This window comes from Erythrobacter epiphyticus, from assembly GCF_034653295.1.
GTDB lineage: Bacteria > Pseudomonadota > Alphaproteobacteria > Sphingomonadales > Sphingomonadaceae > Erythrobacter.
Window position 1 is genome coordinate 255,016 of record NZ_JAYEEU010000008.1, and the last position, 16,311, is coordinate 271,326.

At 63.6% G+C, this 16,311-nt stretch carries 10 protein-coding genes and 1 tRNA gene; 5 read left to right on the plus strand and 6 right to left on the minus strand.

Annotation, left to right across the window (positions count from 1 at the left end; all coding sequences use genetic code 11):
• The 3 genes from SOQ14_RS10695 to SOQ14_RS10705 are packed head-to-tail and all read right to left on the minus strand — an operon-like array spanning position 1 to position 4,555.
• Positions 1–1,029 carry a LacI family DNA-binding transcriptional regulator gene (locus SOQ14_RS10695; RefSeq protein WP_322898092.1) on the minus strand — a complete coding sequence of 343 codons (1,029 nt, stop codon included), beginning with the start codon at positions 1,027–1,029 and terminating at the stop codon, positions 1–3.
• A 5-nt stretch (positions 1,030–1,034) separates the two neighbouring features.
• Positions 1,035–2,702, minus strand: a complete 1,668-nt coding sequence (locus SOQ14_RS10700; RefSeq protein ID WP_322898093.1) for an alpha-amylase family glycosyl hydrolase — start codon at positions 2,700–2,702, stop codon at positions 1,035–1,037.
• A complete protein-coding gene (locus SOQ14_RS10705; RefSeq protein ID WP_322898094.1) occupies positions 2,699–4,555 on the minus strand; it encodes an alpha-amylase family glycosyl hydrolase in 1,857 nt (618 codons plus the stop codon). Before SOQ14_RS10705 ends, SOQ14_RS10700 begins: the two co-directional genes overlap by 4 nt.
• Positions 4,556–4,818: 263 nt before the next feature.
• Here SOQ14_RS10705 and SOQ14_RS10710 point away from each other — a divergent pair, with 263 nt between their 5' ends.
• From SOQ14_RS10710 to SOQ14_RS10720, 3 genes are read left to right on the plus strand one after another with little or no spacing between them, the layout of a single operon-like run.
• Positions 4,819–6,426 (plus strand): MFS transporter, encoded by a 1,608-nt coding sequence (locus SOQ14_RS10710; protein WP_322898095.1) that lies wholly within the window; start codon positions 4,819–4,821, stop codon positions 6,424–6,426.
• Positions 6,423–7,793 (plus strand): alpha-amylase family glycosyl hydrolase, encoded by a 1,371-nt coding sequence (locus tag SOQ14_RS10715; protein ID WP_322898096.1) that lies wholly within the window; start codon positions 6,423–6,425, stop codon positions 7,791–7,793. Before SOQ14_RS10710 ends, SOQ14_RS10715 begins: the two co-directional genes overlap by 4 nt.
• Positions 7,794–7,827: 34 nt before the next feature.
• Positions 7,828–9,897 (plus strand): glycoside hydrolase family 97 protein, encoded by a 2,070-nt coding sequence (locus SOQ14_RS10720; RefSeq protein ID WP_322898097.1) that lies wholly within the window; start codon positions 7,828–7,830, stop codon positions 9,895–9,897.
• 24 nt (positions 9,898–9,921) lie between these two features.
• Here SOQ14_RS10720 and SOQ14_RS10725 read toward each other — a convergent pair.
• Together SOQ14_RS10725 and SOQ14_RS10730 are read right to left on the minus strand one after the other, a co-directional pair.
• Positions 9,922–9,996 (minus strand) — tRNA-Asn (locus SOQ14_RS10725).
• A gap of 112 nt (positions 9,997–10,108) precedes the next feature.
• Positions 10,109–10,915 (minus strand): NAD kinase, encoded by an 807-nt coding sequence (locus SOQ14_RS10730; RefSeq protein ID WP_322898098.1) that lies wholly within the window; start codon positions 10,913–10,915, stop codon positions 10,109–10,111.
• A 148-nt stretch (positions 10,916–11,063) separates the two neighbouring features.
• Here SOQ14_RS10730 and SOQ14_RS10735 point away from each other — a divergent pair, with 148 nt between their 5' ends.
• Both SOQ14_RS10735 and SOQ14_RS10740 read left to right on the plus strand, forming a co-directional pair.
• Complete coding sequence (locus SOQ14_RS10735; protein ID WP_322898099.1) at positions 11,064–11,900, plus strand: EAL domain-containing protein; 837 nt, start codon at positions 11,064–11,066, stop codon at positions 11,898–11,900.
• 397 nt (positions 11,901–12,297) lie between these two features.
• Positions 12,298–12,690: an energy transducer TonB gene (locus SOQ14_RS10740; protein ID WP_322898100.1), complete on the plus strand. Its 393-nt coding sequence runs from the start codon at positions 12,298–12,300 to the stop codon at positions 12,688–12,690.
• Positions 12,691–12,774: 84 nt separating this feature from the next.
• Here SOQ14_RS10740 and mfd read toward each other — a convergent pair whose 3' ends face one another.
• Positions 12,775–16,275 carry a transcription-repair coupling factor gene (gene mfd, locus SOQ14_RS10745; protein ID WP_322898136.1) on the minus strand — a complete coding sequence of 1,167 codons (3,501 nt, stop codon included), beginning with the start codon at positions 16,273–16,275 and terminating at the stop codon, positions 12,775–12,777.
• Positions 16,276–16,311: the final 36 nt, after the last annotated feature.

Consider the following 16,311-nt stretch of genomic DNA (forward strand, 5'->3'; position numbering starts at 1 on the left):
TCATCCCCCGCAGGATTCGCGGATCAGCAGGCTGGTTTCGAGCCGTTCCGAAGCAGCCTTGCCGCCTTGCGAATCAATCAGCTTGGACACCAGCATCCGTCCGGCAAGCGCCGTGCTTTGATCAATCGTCGTGAGGCGCGGGGTGACGAGCCGCGCGGCGGGAATATTGTCATAGCCCACCACCGAAACATCCACCGGCACCTTGCGACCTGAGCGGGTGAGCGCGCGGATCGCGCCAATCGCGATCAGGTCGCTGGCGGCAAAGACCGCGTCAAATTTCACGCCGCGATCAATCGCCGCAAGCGTGGCCGCTTCACCCGAATGCACATCAAAATGCGCACTGACAGCCAGGCTTTCGTCCCACGGCAGCCCCGCGTCCTCCAGCGCCTGACGATAGCCGCGAAAGCGCTGCTCGGCCTCGGGCGCTTCGGTGTCACCAAGAAACAGCACCCGCTGCCGGCCCAGCCGGGCGAGGTGAGCGGTGGCCTTGCGCCCGCCTGCGATATTGTCGGAACCCACCGCGCAATAGGCCGCATCAGGCAATTCCGCACCCCACACCACAAAGCGATCATCGCGGCTCGCCATCTGGTTGAAGGCGTTGTGGAGCGAGCTTTGCCCGATGAAGATCATCCCGGTCGCCCGGCTCGTCGCCATCGCAAATTCGAGATCTTCGGCTGAACGCGGATAGAGATGGCTGATCAGCAGATCGGCGTTGCGTTCGCGCGCGGCCTCGGCAATCCCGGCCAGCAGTTCGAGGAAGAACGGGTCTGCCACCCGCGTCTCGCGCGCTTGCGGGGCGGGCACAATCACCGCGATGGTGGCTTCGGCCCCCACCGGGCCCTGCGGCATATGCTGCGCGAAATCATAATCATGCGCGCGGGCGATCTTCCAGATTTCCTGCTTGGTGCGCCGCTTGACCGCCGGACTGTCATTCAGGGCGCGCGAGACGGTGGAGATCGAAACGCCGGCCTCGCGCGCGATGTCTTCAAGGCGCGCGTTGCGTTTGGCTTTCGTCTCGCTTGCACCCATGATCGCTAACCGTCCCCCGTTGTGACCCAATAGCCCGACCGTGGGGCGAGAATTTCGGGCACTGTGCGTGCAGGCTCTAGCGCGGCGGTATCCGCGAGAACAGTCCCCCCGGCAAAGCGGGCAGGGGGCTGCCATGCCATCGCCTGATCGCCAAGGTTGAAGGCGCACAGCACCTCCGCGCCGTCCGCCTCGCGGATGAAGGCGACGATCTGCGCCGGGGTGTCGAGCACAAGGCTCGTGCCCTGCACCAGCGCGGGCTGGGCGCGGCGGGTGGTCAGCAGGCGGCGGGTGTAGCTGACCAGCGAGGCGGGATCGGGCAACTGCCGGTCAATCGCATGGCTGGTGTGCTCCGCATCGAGCTTGAGCCAGGTGCGGTTGGCATGGGAAAAGCCCGCTTGCGGGGCGTTGTGGGCCCAGGGCAGCGGGGTGCGCGCGCCATCGCGGCCCAGCGTGTGCGGCCAGTTGGCGATGGCTTCGGGGTCTTGCAGATCCTCAAAGGCGACATGGCCCTGCGGCAGGCCCAATTCCTCGCCCTGATAGATGATCGGATTGCCGCGCAGCGCCAGCAGCAGGAGGAGGTTGAGCCGCGCAATCTGCTCCTGATCAAAGCCATCGGCCCAGCGGGTGATCGCGCGCGGCGCATCATGGTTGGAAAAGGCCCATGACGGCCAGCCTTCTTCGGGCGAACCATCCCATTGCAGCAGCGAGGCGCGCACCAGATCAGCCGTCAGCTTGGGTGCATAGAGGAAATCGAAATTATACGCGGAATCAAGCCGTTTGCCGTCGTGGGTAAAGGCCTTCATTTCGGCCAGCGGCTCCGGCCCGCCAACTTCGGCGACGGTGAAGCGCGCCGGGAATTCATTGATCACGCTGCGGATCCGTTCGAGGAATGCCGGAATATCCGCGTGCGACTGGTTGTAGCGCCGGATCTGCATGTCAAACGGGCGGGTGACTTGCTCGATCGGCAGGCCCGAGGGCGGATTGTCGCGCAACTGCGGATCATGCATCGTGAAATTGAGCGCATCGAGCCGGAAACCATCGACGCCCCGGTTCAACCAGAACCGCGTCACTTCGAGCAGGGCATCCTGCACCGCGCGGTTATGCACATTGAGATCAGGCTGGCTGATCAGGAAATTGTGCAGGTAATATTGCTTGCGCGGCCCATCCCATTGCCACGCCGATCCCCCGAAAACCGATTGCCAGTTCGAAGGCGGTGCGCCGTCGGGCTTGGGATCAGCCCAGACATACCAATCGGCCTTGGGGTTCGTGCGATCCGCGCGGCTTTCCTGAAACCACGCGTGTTCATCCGAGGTGTGCGAATAGACCTGATCGATGATGACCTTCAGGCCCAGCCGGTGCGCCTTGGCGATGATCGCGTCGAAATCGGCGAAGGTGCCGAAGGTCGGATCGATCCCGCAATAGTCCGCCACATCATAGCCGAAATCCTTCATCGGCGAGGTGAAGAAGGGCGAAATCCAGATGCCATCCACCCCGAGCGAGGCAATGTAATCAAGACCTTCAACGATACCGGCAAGATCGCCGATCCCATCGCCATTGGTGTCGCGGAAACTGCGCGGATAGATCTGGTAGATCACCGCGCCGCGCCACCATGGGGCTTCTTCGGTTCGGGTGTGCGGATTGGGGACGATACGCATCGACGTGGTCGTGTTCATTCCTGGAGCCCTTCAACGCGCGCGATGCACCAGCTGAAGGCCGGCAGGCTCAGCGTGACACTACCCGGCGCGGCAACGCGGTCAGGGCAGGTGCCATGGAGCGGGCTGAGGGCTTGTGCTGCGTAGCCGATGGCCGAGCGCGCCGTCACCGCTTGGGGGGAAGTGTTGAAGGCGAGGAGATATTCCGCGCCCGTTTCGGGATCAAAGCGCGAAAAGCTGATGAGGCCCGGCGCGGTATCGGCATAAGAGCGCACCACTTGGAGTCCGCGCCGCAGCGCGGGGTGATCCTTGCGCACGGCAGCAAGCTCGCCGATCAGCCGGTAGAGCGGATGGCGCACATCGAAATTGGCGGTGGCGGTGGTGGCATCGGTACCGATCAGCGCGTTATCATTATAGCTGGCGACCTGGCTTGCGAACATATCCTCGCGCGCGTCCTGATCATTGCCATCCCCGACAAAGCCCTGTTCATCGCCGTAATAGACCACCGGGCTGCCGCGCAGGCTCATCATCATGGCATGACCAAGCTTGACCCGCGCCAGCAGATCATCCGGCGAAATGCCCGGAACGCGCTGGCGCAGCAGGGTGGCAAAGCGGCCCATATCATGATTGCCGAGGAACGTCGGCAGGGTGCGTGCCGCCGCCTCGCCGCCTTCATAGAGCACATCGCCATCGAACATTTCGACGATCACCTGCGGCGATTTGGTGCCGCTCAGCGCTTCCATCACGGCCATCTGGAACGCGAAATCAAGCACCGCCGGAAAGCCATCGCGGCGGGTATATTGCGCAATATAACCGCTATCGGGCGTGTCGCGGTAGACTTCGCCGAAAATGTGGAAATGCGGGATGCCCTGCTCGGCAGCGATCCGGCGCATCGCGGGCACAAAGCTCTGCCAGAATTCGGGGTTCACATGGCGCGCGGTGTCCACCCGGAAGCCGTCGATCCCGGTGTTCCTGATCCAGTCGCCATAGATTGCGATCATCCCGGCGAGCACGCGGGGATGTTCGGTAAACAGATCATCCAGCCCGACAAAATCGCCGTGGCGGCTGTTCTCGCCGCTGAAGGTCGTATCGCCGCGGTTGTGATAATAGATCGGATCATTGAGCCATGCCGGCACCTTCACCTTGGCTTCGGCGGGCGGAATTTCGGGCGTGTAGGCATAGGTCGGATCGGTAAGCCGCGCGAAGTTCTCTTCGGTGCGCACCTCATGGCCAAGAAAGCCCGGATTGATCGGGGCGCCATCCACCCCGCCGCGGCGCGAATAGGGGTAATCAGCGATGCTGCGATAGGCATAGGCCGCCGCGTCACCTTCGCGGTAGCGGATCACATCGGCCGTGTGATTGGTGATGATGTCCATATAGACCTTCATCCCGCGCCCATGGGCAGCGGCGACGAAGGCCTTGAATTCATCCATGGTGCCGAAGTGGCTGTCGGGCCGGGTGAAATCCGTCACCCAGTAGCCGTGATAGCCTGCGCTTTCATCGCCTTTGGGGCCTTGCACCGGCTTGTTCTGGAAGATCGGAGCAAACCAGATCGCGGTGATGCCCATGCCTTGCAGGTAATCGAGCTTGGCGGTCAGGCCCGCCAGATCGCCGCCGTGGAAGAAGCCCTTGTGCGTCGGATCAAACCCGTGGGTGAGCCGATCGCCCTTCAAGCCGCCGCGATCATTGCGCGGATCGCCATTGGCGAAGCGATCGGGCAGCACGAAATAGACCACTTCGTCTTCAGGCGGGCGATCGCGCAGCGATTCGGGCGCGGCCGGCGGCTGGGGCTGTGCGGTCGCAACAGCGCTGCACGCAAGGGCGCTGATAGCGGTGCCAATTGCCGCGCGCGTGATCGCTCGGTAAAGTGTCATGAAGTATCCCCTCCGCGAAGCCTTGTGCCATTGAACATCACTTTTTGCAATTCTTTGTATTGCGGCAAATGGCGAGCGAATGATGCAAAAAAGTTAGCAAATATGAGGAAAATGACCTCGTGAATGCGGCGGGCTGCAGGATTTTTCTACGAAAAATTTCACCCAATCTTGCAAAACTTTGCAAAAACGGCACACTGCTGCATCAAGAACACAAGCGTTCGGGCGGGGTTATCCGTCGCAGCGCGTGAGGCGAGGGGATAGGCATGGAGGGGCCGCATACCAGCACGGCCGGGCGCAAGCCTGCGATGAGCGCTGGCCAGATCTGGAACATGAGCTTCGGCTTTCTCGGCATCCAGATCGGGTTCGAATTGCAGAACGGCAATGTCAGCCGGATCTTCCAGACCTTGGGTGCCGAGGTTCACGAGCTCGCGATCCTGTGGATCGCCGCCCCGATGACCGGGCTGCTGATCCAGCCGATTATCGGGCACCTCTCGGACAAGACGTGGAGCCGGTTCGGCCGCCGGCGTCCCTATTTTCTCGCGGGCGCGCTGCTGGCGAGCCTGGCTCTGTTCATCATGCCGCATTCGCCCGCGCTGTGGGTCGCCGCGGGCATGCTGTGGGTGATGGATGCCTCGCTCAACATCACGATGGAGCCGTTCCGCGCCTTTGTCGGCGATAACCTCCCCGATCGCCAGCGCACGCGCGGCTATGCGATGCAAAGCTTCTTCATCGGGATCGGCGCGGTGATCGCAGGCGCGCTGCCATGGGTGATGACGAATTGGCTGGGCCTCAGCAATGTCGCGCCAGCGGGGGAGATCCCCGAAACGGTGCGCTGGGCGTTCTACATCGGCGGCGCCGCGCTGTTGTCTGCCGTGGTGTGGACGGTGCTCACGACCAAGGAATACAGCCCCGAGCAGCTCGCCGCCTTCGAGGCTGCGCGGCATAAGGCGCTGGGCCTTGCGCCGCGCGCTGCTGCCAGCGTGCAACGTTCGGCCGGGCAGTTTTTCGCAGGCGGGCTGGGCTGGGTCCTGGCGGGAGCTATCCTTGCGGCGGCGATCGCGGTCGGACGCAGCGCCATGCGTCCCGACTGGCTCGGCGATATCGACATCGCGCAGGAGCTGTATGTCCTTGCCGGACTGATCGCGGGCTTTGGCGCGGTGCAACTGGCCGCAGGCATGCTGCGCGCCAAGGGGCGCGGGGAGAGCGGCTTCATGGAAGTCGTCAATGATCTCTTCGCCATGCCCGCCACGATGCGGCAATTGGCGGTGGTGCAATTCTTCAGTTGGTTCGCGATGTTCGCGCTGTGGATCTATGGCGTGCCCGCGATTGCCGATTATCACTTCGGGGCCAGCGATCCCGCAACGCGCGGCTATCAGGATGCCGGTGACTGGTGGGGCCTGATGAGCGCGGTGCGAAACGGGCTCGCCGCTGCCGCGGCGCTCGGCTTTGTCGTGATCGCGGCGCGGATTGATCGCCGTAGGCTGCACGGGCTCAACCTCGCTTTGGGCGCGGCGGGCTTTGCCGGGATGCTGCTGGTGCGCGATCCGGCGCTGCTGTGGCTGCCGCAGATCGGGCTGGGCATTGCCTGGGCCTCGATCGTATCACTGCCCTATGCGATCCTTGCAGGCTCTGTCCCGGCGCGCAAGATGGGCATTTACATGGGGATTTTCAATATCTTCATCGTGGTGCCGCAGCTTGTCGCGGCGACCTTGCTCGGCTTCATGCTGACGGTGTTTTTCGACGGCGCGCCGATCTATGCGATGGCGATTGGCGGGGCATCCTTTGCACTGGCGGCGCTGGCGACCCTGTTTGTCGAGGATGCTGGCAGCGTGGCCAAGGCCATGCCTGCGCCTGTGGGAGAGGCGGCATGATCGCGCGGCTCGCCCTGGCGATCGCGGCGGGCATGCTCGCCACCAGTGCAGCGGCCCAAGCGGCCCATGAGCCGCGCCCCTATGTCACCTTTGAGAATGCGGCATGGACCCGCGATGCGGTCATCTACCAGATCAACACCCGCCAATTCACCCGCGAAGGCACCTTTCGCGCCGCGCAGGACCATCTGCCGCGGCTGGCGGCGATGGGGGTCGACATCGTCTGGCTGATGCCGATCCATCCGATTGGCGCGGTGAATCGCAAGGGCGCGCTCGGCAGCCCTTACGCCGTGAAGGATTATCGCGCGGTCAATCCCGATCTGGGGAGCGAGGCGGAGCTGCGCGCCTTTATCGATCAGGCCCATGCGCTGGGGATGAAAGTGATCCTCGATTGGGTGGCGAATCATTCGGCGTGGGACAACCCGCTCACGGCGCGCCATCCCGATTGGTATAAGCGCAGTCCCGAAGGCACGTTCATGCCGCCCGAAGGCACGGACTGGTCGGATGTCGTGGCCTTTGACTATGCCAACCCGGCCCTGCGCGCCTATATGGCGGATAGCTTGGCTTACTGGGTGCGTGAGTTCGGGATTGATGGCTACCGCGCTGACGTGGCGGGCTATGTCCCGCTCGATTTTTGGGAAGCGGCGCGCCGCCAGCTTGATGCAATCAAGCCCGCCTTCATGCTGGCCGAATGGGAGCAGCGCGATCTGCATGCCCGCGCTTTCGATGCGACCTATGCGTGGGAATGGAAGCAGGTGATGCAGCGGATCGCGCGGGGTGAGGCCGATGCCGGTGCCATGCGTGGCTATTACGCGGGGCAGAATGTCACCTGGCCGCGCGCGGCCTATCGCATGGTCTACACCGATAACCACGATCAGAACGCATGGGACGGGGTGGCGTCGGCGATTTATGGCCCGGCCTATGAAGCGGCGATCGCACTCAGCTTCACAGGGCCGGGCATGCCGTTGATCCACAATGGGCAGGAAGCGGATCTCGATCACCAGCTCGCGTTCTTCGAGAAAGACGCGATTGTCTGGCAGCAGGGCCGTTATGATCCGCTGTTCCGCACACTGATCGGGCTCAAGACCCGTGAGGCTGCGCTGCACAACGGGCGGCATGGCGGCGTGCTCGTCGATGTGCCTAACTCCGCGCCCCGATCCGTGCTGAGCTTTGTGCGGCAACAGGGCGCAAGCCTGGTGTTTGCGGTGTTCAACCTCAGCCCGGAACCCCGGCACGTCACTTTCACGCTTGCCCGCCACCATGGCACCTATGTCGATGCCATGGCGGGCGGCGCGCCGATCGGTTTCAGCGGGGGCGAGACGCTCGATCTGCCCGCATGGGGCTACCGGATTTTCACACAAATACCATGAGGCGCTGCACGCCAGCGCAAGGGGAGGGGAAGCGATGAATTTGTGGAGCAGACTGGCAGGCCTGGCCGCGCTCATCGGGGCATGCGGGCCGCTGGCGGCGGAAAGCGTCAGCGTCGCTTCGCCCGATGGGCGGATCGTGGTCACCGTCAGCGATGACGGCGGCACCGCGCGTTATGCCGCGAGCTTTGCCGGGCGCGAGGCGATTGCGCCTTCCAAGCTGGGGCTGATGTTCCTCGATCACCACGGGTTTGACCGCGATCTCGCGATCACCGCCACGACCCGTACATCGCATGATGCAACCTGGGAACAGCCGTGGGGGGAGCGGCGGCTGGTGCGCGATCATCACAACGAACTGGCGGTAACCTTCGCCGCCACCACAGGCCCGCAGCGGCAGGTTACCGTGCGCTTCCGCGTGTTCGATACGGGCGTGGGTTTCCGCTATGAACTGCCCGCGCAGCCTGCCTTCACCGGGCCGCTCAAGCTGATCGAGGAGCTGACCCAGTTTGCGGTCGGCGAGCAGACCGAGGCATGGTGGATCCCGAGCCGCCAGTTCAACCGCTACGAATATCTCTACCGCAAGGGGCGCGCGGGGGATGTGGAAGATGCCCACACCCCGATCACCTTCCGCAAGGCCGATGGGCTGCATCTCAGCATCCACGAGGCAGCGCTGGTGGATTATTCCTCCATGTCCCTCTTGGCGCTGCGTCCCGGCATTTTCGAAGCCCTGCCGCGCGCCGGGGCTGACGGGATCAAGGTCCATGGGCAGACCCCGTTCCAGACCCCGTGGCGCACCATCCAGATCGCGCCCGATGCGGTGGGCCTCATCAATTCGGACATCATCCTGAATCTCAACGAACCCAGTGCGCTGGGCGATGTGTCCTGGGTCAAACCCGGCAAATATCTCGGCGTCTGGTGGGAAATGCATATCCGCGATCGCAGCTGGGGCAATGATGGCATCCACGGCGCCAACAATGCCGATGTGATCCGCCATATCGATTTCGCCGCCGAGCATGGCTTTGCCGGGGTGCTGGTGGAAGGCTGGAACATCGGCTGGGATGGCGACTGGTTCAACAACGGCGACGTGTTCCGCTTCACCGAAAGCTATCCCGATTTCGATCTGCCGATGCTCAGCCAATATGCGGCGCGCAAGGGTGTCAGCCTGATCGGTCACCACGAAACCTCGGGCCATGTCGCCAATTACGAAGCGCAGATGGAGGCGGCGTTCGATCTCTACGAGAAGCACGGCGTGCCTGCGGTGAAGACCGGCTATGTCGCCGATGCGGGCGATATCGTGCGCTTTGACGACAAGGGCATCCTGCGGCGCGAATGGCACGACAGCCAATTCATGGTCGGGCATCATCTGCGGGTGGTCAAGGCGGCCGCAAAGCGGCGTATCGCGATCAATGCGCATGAACCCGTCAAGGATACCGGGCTGCGCCGGACCTATCCCAACTGGATGACCCGCGAAGGCGCGCGCGGCATGGAATACAACGCCTGGGGCTCGCCGCCCAATCCGCCCGAGCACGAGGCGACCTTGGCCTTCACGCGGATGCTGTCAGGGCCGATGGATTTCACGCCCGGCATTTTCGATCTGCATCCCAATTCCCGCCCGCCGCTGCGCCCCGATATGCCGCGCAGCGATCCGGCGATCCGCCCGCAGACGACGCTGGCCAAGCAATTGGCGCTCTATGTGGTGCTCTATTCGCCGCTCCAGATGGCGGCAGACTTGCCCGAGAATTACGCGGCGCGGATGGACGCCTTCCAGTTCATCAAGGATGTTGCGGCGGACTGGGAGGAATCAGTCGCCGTGGCGGGCGAGATCGGCGAATTCGTGGTGATGGCGCGGCAGGCGCGGGGAACCGATACCTGGTTCCTCGGCGCGGTGAGCGATGGCACCGCGCGCACTGTGGCGGTGCCGCTCGATTTCCTCGCCGAGGGCGTCACCTACACCGCCGAAATCTATGCCGATGGCCCGGATGCGCATTGGGAGACCAATCCCTATGCCCTTACCATCAGCCAGCGCCCGCTGCGCAAGGGCGATACGCTGGCGCTGCAACTGGCGGCGTCAGGCGGCGCCGCGGTGCGGTTTGTACCGCAGCGGTGAAGCGTTCCGGTGATGGAAGGAAAATGGCTCCCCGAGTAGGATTCGAACCTACGGCCATTCGATTAACAGTCGAATGCTCTACCGCTGAGCTATCGGGGAGCAACCCCGAACCAAGGCCCGGGGCAGAGGCGCGCCTATATGGGGCAGGACTACGCATTGCAAGAGCCTTTTGCACGCAAGGCCCACTTCTTCACCCGCGCACGGGCGCGGCTTAGTCAGTAATGAACTGTTCCGCCACGATCCGCTCTTCAAGCGACTGGCCGGGATCGAACAGCAATGTCAGCGCGGTGTCATTGGCAATCTCGAGCCGTACTTCGGCAATGTCGCGCAGTTCTTTCTGATCGGCCACGGCGGCCACCGGACGCTTGACCGGATCGAGCACCTTGAGCCCGATTTTCATCCGGTCCGGCAGGATCGCGCCGCGCCAGCGCCGCGGGCGGAACGGGCTGATCGGGGTAAGGGCGAGCAGCTTGCTGTCGAGCGGCAGGATCGGGCCATTGGCCGAAAGGTTATAGGCGGTCGACCCCGCGGGCGTTGCCACCAGCACCCCGTCGCACACCAGCTCGCGGATACGCACCCGATCCCCGACCGTGACCTCGATCTTGGCGGTCTGGCGGGTTTCGCGCAGGATCGACAATTCATTGATCGCGCAGAAATGATGCACCTCGCCGCTCTGGGTGATGGCCTCGACCCGCAGCGGTGCGATCGTCCAGTGCCGCGCCCGCGCGAGCCGCGCGGTGAGCGCGCCGCGCTTGTCATAGCGGTTCATCAAAAAGCCGACAGTCCCGAGGTTCATCCCGTAAGCCGGGACGATATGCCCGCTATCGAGCATGGCGTGGAGCGTTTGCAGCATGAAGCCATCCCCGCCGAGCACGACGGCTACGTCGGCGTCTGCAAGGGGCACGAATTCTCCCTGCGCCGCAAGGGCTTCGCAGGCTTCCTGCGCGCGCTTGGTATCGCTGGCGATCAGGGCGATGCGCGCGAAGGGCTTGCCATTATGTTCTGGCCCGCTGGCCATGATGTCCTCCCTCAGCGGCGCGCGTCTGGCCATGCGCCGACTGCGCCCAATGCCACTGCGCGTGGGTGATGTTCCAAAATAAGGCGGATTGCAAATCGTCTGCGCGGGGCCCGCGATTTGCGGATAGGGCAGGGCAAGGAGCCTGTCCTTGATCGAATCATTATCCCTGTCGCTACGCCGTACCCCTCTGGGCCATCTGAAAAACGTGCCCGCCGGGGTGCTGCAAGCCGATCTGCTCCATGCGCTGCATCGCGGCGAGATCGAGGTGCTGTTCCAGCCGCAATTCACCTGCCACGGCGATGCGATGACCGGGGCCGAGGCGCTGGCGCGCTGGCGGCATCCGACGCTTGGCGAAATCGGCGCACGCGATCTGTTCGCGATTGCCGAAGGGGCGGCCCTGGTCGCGCCGCTGTCGCGCCATGTGGTGGCGCGCGCGCTGGATGAGGCGGCGCGTTGGCCCGATCATCTCACGCTCTCGCTCAACATCACTCCCGAAGAGCTTGGCGACCCCTGCTTTGCTGCCGATTTCGCCGCGCTGATTGCCCGGTCCGCGGTGGCACCGGCGCGGCTGATGCTGGAAATCACCGAGGATCTGCTGCTCAATAATCTCCCGCAAGCCGCCGCCGCCTTGCAGGCGCTGCGGGCGCTGGGCTTCCGCATCGCACTTGATGATTTCGGCGCGGGGTTCTGCAATTTCCGGTACCTGCGCGAATTGCCGCTCGACGCGCTCAAGCTCGACCGCGCAATGCTTGAAGGCGTGCCCGATGATCCCAAAGCGCTCGCAGTGCTGCAAGCGATCATCCGGTTGAGCCAGGCGCTTGATCTCGCGATCTATGCCGAAGGCATCGAGAACGAGGCGCAGCGCGCAGCCGTGGCAGCCGAGGGCGGCAATTACTGGCAGGGATTCCTGCGCGCCGAGCCGATGCCGAGTGATGGGGTGATGGCGCTGGCACAGGCAGGTGCGGCGAGTCGGGCCAAGGTTTGATATTTCCAACCTCGCGCTGGTTCAATTGCAAGCGTGGCCTGTCGTAAGATTGCACGCCTTACTGGGCCAGGGCCGGGGAGTTTCGCGGAATCACAAGGCCTTTCGTGATTGGCGTTGACAGCCGCATCGAGAGGCGTAGCTTTTCACGCGGACTTCGCATGTGCCCGCAGGCGTTCGTGGCCCGGATCGACCAGTGACCGTTATCGCGGAACAATAAGGGTCGCATATTACGCGGTACTCTCGTCGGCCGATCATCTTTTTGTGTTGAAAGGATGATCCCATGCAAAGAAGACTTATCGCCATCATGGCAGCTCTCGTTCTGTCCACTGCCTTGGCAGTACCCCTTGCATCTCAGGATATTACCGTAACGCCCGGCCCTCGCGGCGAGCAGGCCTTCGTGGCAAAGGTATCCAGCAATCTCAATCGCGAGCTTGGCCATGTCTACCTCTCACCGCGGGACCATGCGAGTGGCCTTGCCATGGTGCATTTCCGCATTGATGACCAAGGCCGCGCGACCGACGTCAAGCTGCACCATCGGTCAGGGGACTTCACGGTCAATCGCGTTGCGCTGGCAGCGGTCCGGCGTCTTGATAATCTCGGGCCTGTGCCGGTCGGCTATCCTGACGATCAGATCATGCAGGCCAATATCATCCTCGCTACCAGCGAGCGGGATCTGAACCGGCTGAACCGGCAGCTCGACAAGCTGGAAGCGGCCCGGATCAATCAGGCCGCGCGTTCAGGCGGGCACCCGGTGCTGGCGTTCACCGTCAAGGCGCATTCCGCATCCTGATATCAGGAGGTGGAAAGCATTGGCGCCGACGCGATCCCGTCTGCGGGGGGATTGTTGTCGGCGTCAATCTTGTGCGACGGATCGCTAGGCCGCCTTTTTCACCTTGGTCGCTTTCTTCACAATGGCTGACAGGCCCTTGGTAAGCTGGAACAAACCGTTCAAGCGACTGAGCGGATCGCCCCAAGCGCGGTTGATCACCAGCTTCATATCGGGGCGCAGCTTGGCGGTGTCGGCCTTGCCCTGATTGAGCCGCTCGACATAGGCGATGAGGCCCGCCGGATCAGGGAAATCATCCTTGTGGAAGGCGACCAGCGTGCCGCGCGCGCCGACATCGATCTTGGCGATATTCGCGGCAATCGCCTGATGCTTGATCTCGATAAGGCGAATGAGGTTCTTGGTCGCCTGCGGCAGATCGCCGAAGCGGTCGATCATTTCGGCTGCGAGACCTTCGATCTCGGCCTGTCCTTCGGCCTGGTTGAGACGGCGATAAAGCGCCATGCGCACCGCGAGATCAGGCACGTAATCATCCGGGATCATGATCGGCGCATCGACCGTGATCTGCGGCGTCACCTTGTCGCGCGCACGCTCAAGGCCCATCTCGCCCGCCTTGGCGGCAAGGATCGCTTCTTCGAGCATCGCCTGATACAGCTCGAACCCGACTTCGCGGATATGGCCCGATTGCTCGTCGCCCAGCAGGTTGCCCGCGCCGCGGATGTCGAGATCGTGGCTGGCCAGCTGGAACCCGGCGCCGAGGCTGTCGAGATCGCCGAGCACCTTCAGCCGCTTCTGTGCGACTTCCGACAGCGCCACGTCTTTCTCATGCGTCAGATAGGCATAGGCGCGCAGCTTGGCCCGGCCAACCCGCCCGCGCAGCTGGTAAAGCTGGGCCAGGCCAAAACGATCGGCGCGGTGGATGATGATCGTATTGGCGCTGGGAATGTCCAAACCGCTTTCGACAATCGTGGTCGACAGCAGCACATCATAATTGCGATCATAGAAGGCGCCCATGCGTTCTTCGATCTCGCCGGGTGCCATCTGGCCGTGCGCCGAGACCGCCTTGATCTCCGGGGTGTGCGCGCGCAGCCATTCCTCCACGTCTGCCATGTCGGAAATGCGCGGCACCACGATGAAGCTCTGCCCGCCGCGGTGATGTTCGCGCAGCAGCGCCTCGCGCATCACCATGTCGTCCCATTCCATCACATAGGTACGCACCGCGAGGCGATCGACCGGCGGGGTCTGGATGGTCGAAAGTTCGCGCAAACCGCTCATCGCCATTTGCAGCGTGCGCGGGATCGGGGTGGCGGTAAGGGTGAGGACATGAACGTCGGCGCGCAGCTGCTTCAGCTTCTCCTTGTGGGTGACGCCGAAGCGCTGTTCTTCGTCGACGATGACGAGGCCGAGGTTCTTGAACTTGGTCGATTTCGAAAGGATCGCATGGGTGCCGACCACCAGATCGATCTGACCGCTTTCCAGCCCTTCGCGGGTCTCGGCGGCTTCCTTGGCGGTGACCAGCCGCGACAGGCGACCGACTTTCAAGGGGAAGCCTTCAAAACGGCTGGCAAAGTTCTGATAATGCTGGCGCGCAAGCAAGGTCGTGGGCGCGACGACTGCAACTTGCTGGCCGTTCATCGCTGCGACAAAGGCCGCGCGCAGCGCCACTTCGGTCTTGCCGAAGCCGACATCACCGCACACCAAGCGATCCATCGGGCGGCCGCTTTCGAGATCGCCGAGCACATCGGCAATGGCGCGTTCCTGATCCTCGGTTTCCGACCACGGGAAACGATCGACGAACTGGTTGAGGCTGGCCGGATCGGCGGGCAGGGCCGGTGCCTGCCGCAAGGCGCGCGCTGCAGCGACTTGCATCAATTCGCCCGCAATCGCGGTGATGCGTTCCTTCAGCCGCGCACGGCGGCGCTGCCAGGCTTCACCGCCGAGCTTGTCGAGCGCCACCGCCTGTTCGGACGAGCCATAGCGGGTGAGAACATCAAGGTTCTCGACCGGGATGAACAGCTTGTCTCCGCCCGCATATTCGAGCGCGACGCAGTCATGCTGACTCTTGCCGACCGGAATCGGCTCCAGCCCGAGATAGCGCCCGATGCCGTGTTCGACATGCACCACCAGATCGCCGCGTGACAGCGCCTGAAGTTCAGCAAGGAAAGCATCGGAATCCTTGCGTTTTTTCTTGCGGCGGACAAGCCGATCACCCAGTACATCGGCTTCGGTGAGCAGTTCGAGATCGGCATTGGCAAAGCCGGTCTCCAGCGGCAGCACCATCAGCGCGAGGCGGCCCTTGGCGGACAGGCCGAGCGCTTCCTGCCACGAACCCGCCAGCGCGCTGGGGCAGCCCGCTTCTTCCAGAATCGCTGCAATCCGCTTGGCCGAGCCTAGCGAATAGGCGGCCATCAGCGCCCGGCGGCCGGATTTGGCAAGCGCGGCAAAATGCTTGGCGGCGGCTTCGTAGATGTTTTCTGATCGGCCGCGCTCGGGCGCGAAATCGCGCGCCGAGGTGAAGCCGAAATCAAGCACGCCGTTACCACTCTCGGCGGCAAAGCCGGTGGCGCGGTGGGCCGGAGCCTTGGCAAGCGCGGCTTCGAACTCCCCGCGCGACAGATAGAGCGCATCGGGCGCAAGCGGGCGGTAGCTCCCCGCTTTCTCGCTCGCGATCCGCTGCCGCTGCGTGTGGTAATCGGCAATATCATTGAGCCGTTCATCAGCCGCAGCCAGCGCGCCCTGATCAATCACTACGACATCATCGGCGCTGAGGTGATCGAACAGGCTCGCCAGCTTGTCTTCGAACAGTGGGAGCCAATGTTCCATCCCGGCCAGCCGCCGCCCATCGGAGACCGCTTCGTAAAGCGGGTCCTGCGTGGCGCTGGCACCGAACAGCTCGCGATAACGGGTGCGGAAGCGCTTGATGCTCTCGTCGTCAACCAGCGCTTCGGAAGCGGGCAGCAGCAGGTGCGAGTCCAGCCGCTCGACCGTCAATTGCGTGGCGGGATCGAACAGGCGCAGGCTTTCCAGCTCATCCCCGAAGAAATCGAGCCGCAGCCCGGCATCGAGTGAGGAGGGGAAGATATCGACAATCGAGCCGCGCACCGCAAATTCGCCGTGATCGATCACGGTGTCGGTGCGCGAATAGCCTTGCCGGGTCAGCAGCGCGGCAAGGCTCTCGTGCCCGATCTGCACGCCGGCGCGAAATTCGCGCACGCTCTCGCGCACCCGGAACGGGGTGAGCACACGTTGCAACACGGCGTTGACCGTGGTGACGAGCAATTGCCGCGCCGCGCCCGGCTTTTGCAGGCGGTGCAGCGCTGCGAGGCGCTGTGCGCTGATCGACAAGGCGGGGCTGGCGCGGTCGTAGGGCAGGCAATCCCATGCCGGAAATTCGACCACTTCGATTTCAGGTGCGAAGAACCGCGCGGCTTCAGCCGCCGCGCGCATCGCGGCATCATCGGGCGCGATGAAGACCGCGCGTTGCTTGGCCGCGCGCGCCAGATCGCCCAGCACCAGCGGCACGCTGCCACGGGGCAGCGAGGACAGGGTGAGCGGCGCTTTGGCCGCGAGGATGCGGGCGAGATCGGGCATGGGTTTCCAGTCAAGCAGCGCGGGGCCAAAGGGTTC

Excerpts from the sequence above, each read along its gene's own strand:
- SOQ14_RS10710 (WP_322898095.1), top strand. The coding sequence starts at position 4,819 with ATGGAGGGGCCGCATACCAGCACGGCCGGGCGCAAGCCTGCGATGAGC.
- SOQ14_RS10720 (WP_322898097.1), top strand. The coding sequence starts at position 7,828 with ATGAATTTGTGGAGCAGACTGGCAGGCCTGGCCGCGCTCATCGGGGCA.
- mfd (WP_322898136.1), bottom strand. The coding sequence starts at position 16,275 with ATGCCCGATCTCGCCCGCATCCTCGCGGCCAAAGCGCCGCTCACCCTG.
- SOQ14_RS10695 (WP_322898092.1), bottom strand. The coding sequence starts at position 1,029 with ATGGGTGCAAGCGAGACGAAAGCCAAACGCAACGCGCGCCTTGAAGAC.
- SOQ14_RS10705 (WP_322898094.1), bottom strand. The coding sequence starts at position 4,555 with ATGACACTTTACCGAGCGATCACGCGCGCGGCAATTGGCACCGCTATC.
- SOQ14_RS10700 (WP_322898093.1), bottom strand. The coding sequence starts at position 2,702 with ATGAACACGACCACGTCGATGCGTATCGTCCCCAATCCGCACACCCGA.
- SOQ14_RS10730 (WP_322898098.1), bottom strand. The coding sequence starts at position 10,915 with ATGGCCAGCGGGCCAGAACATAATGGCAAGCCCTTCGCGCGCATCGCC.
- SOQ14_RS10715 (WP_322898096.1), top strand. The coding sequence starts at position 6,423 with ATGATCGCGCGGCTCGCCCTGGCGATCGCGGCGGGCATGCTCGCCACC.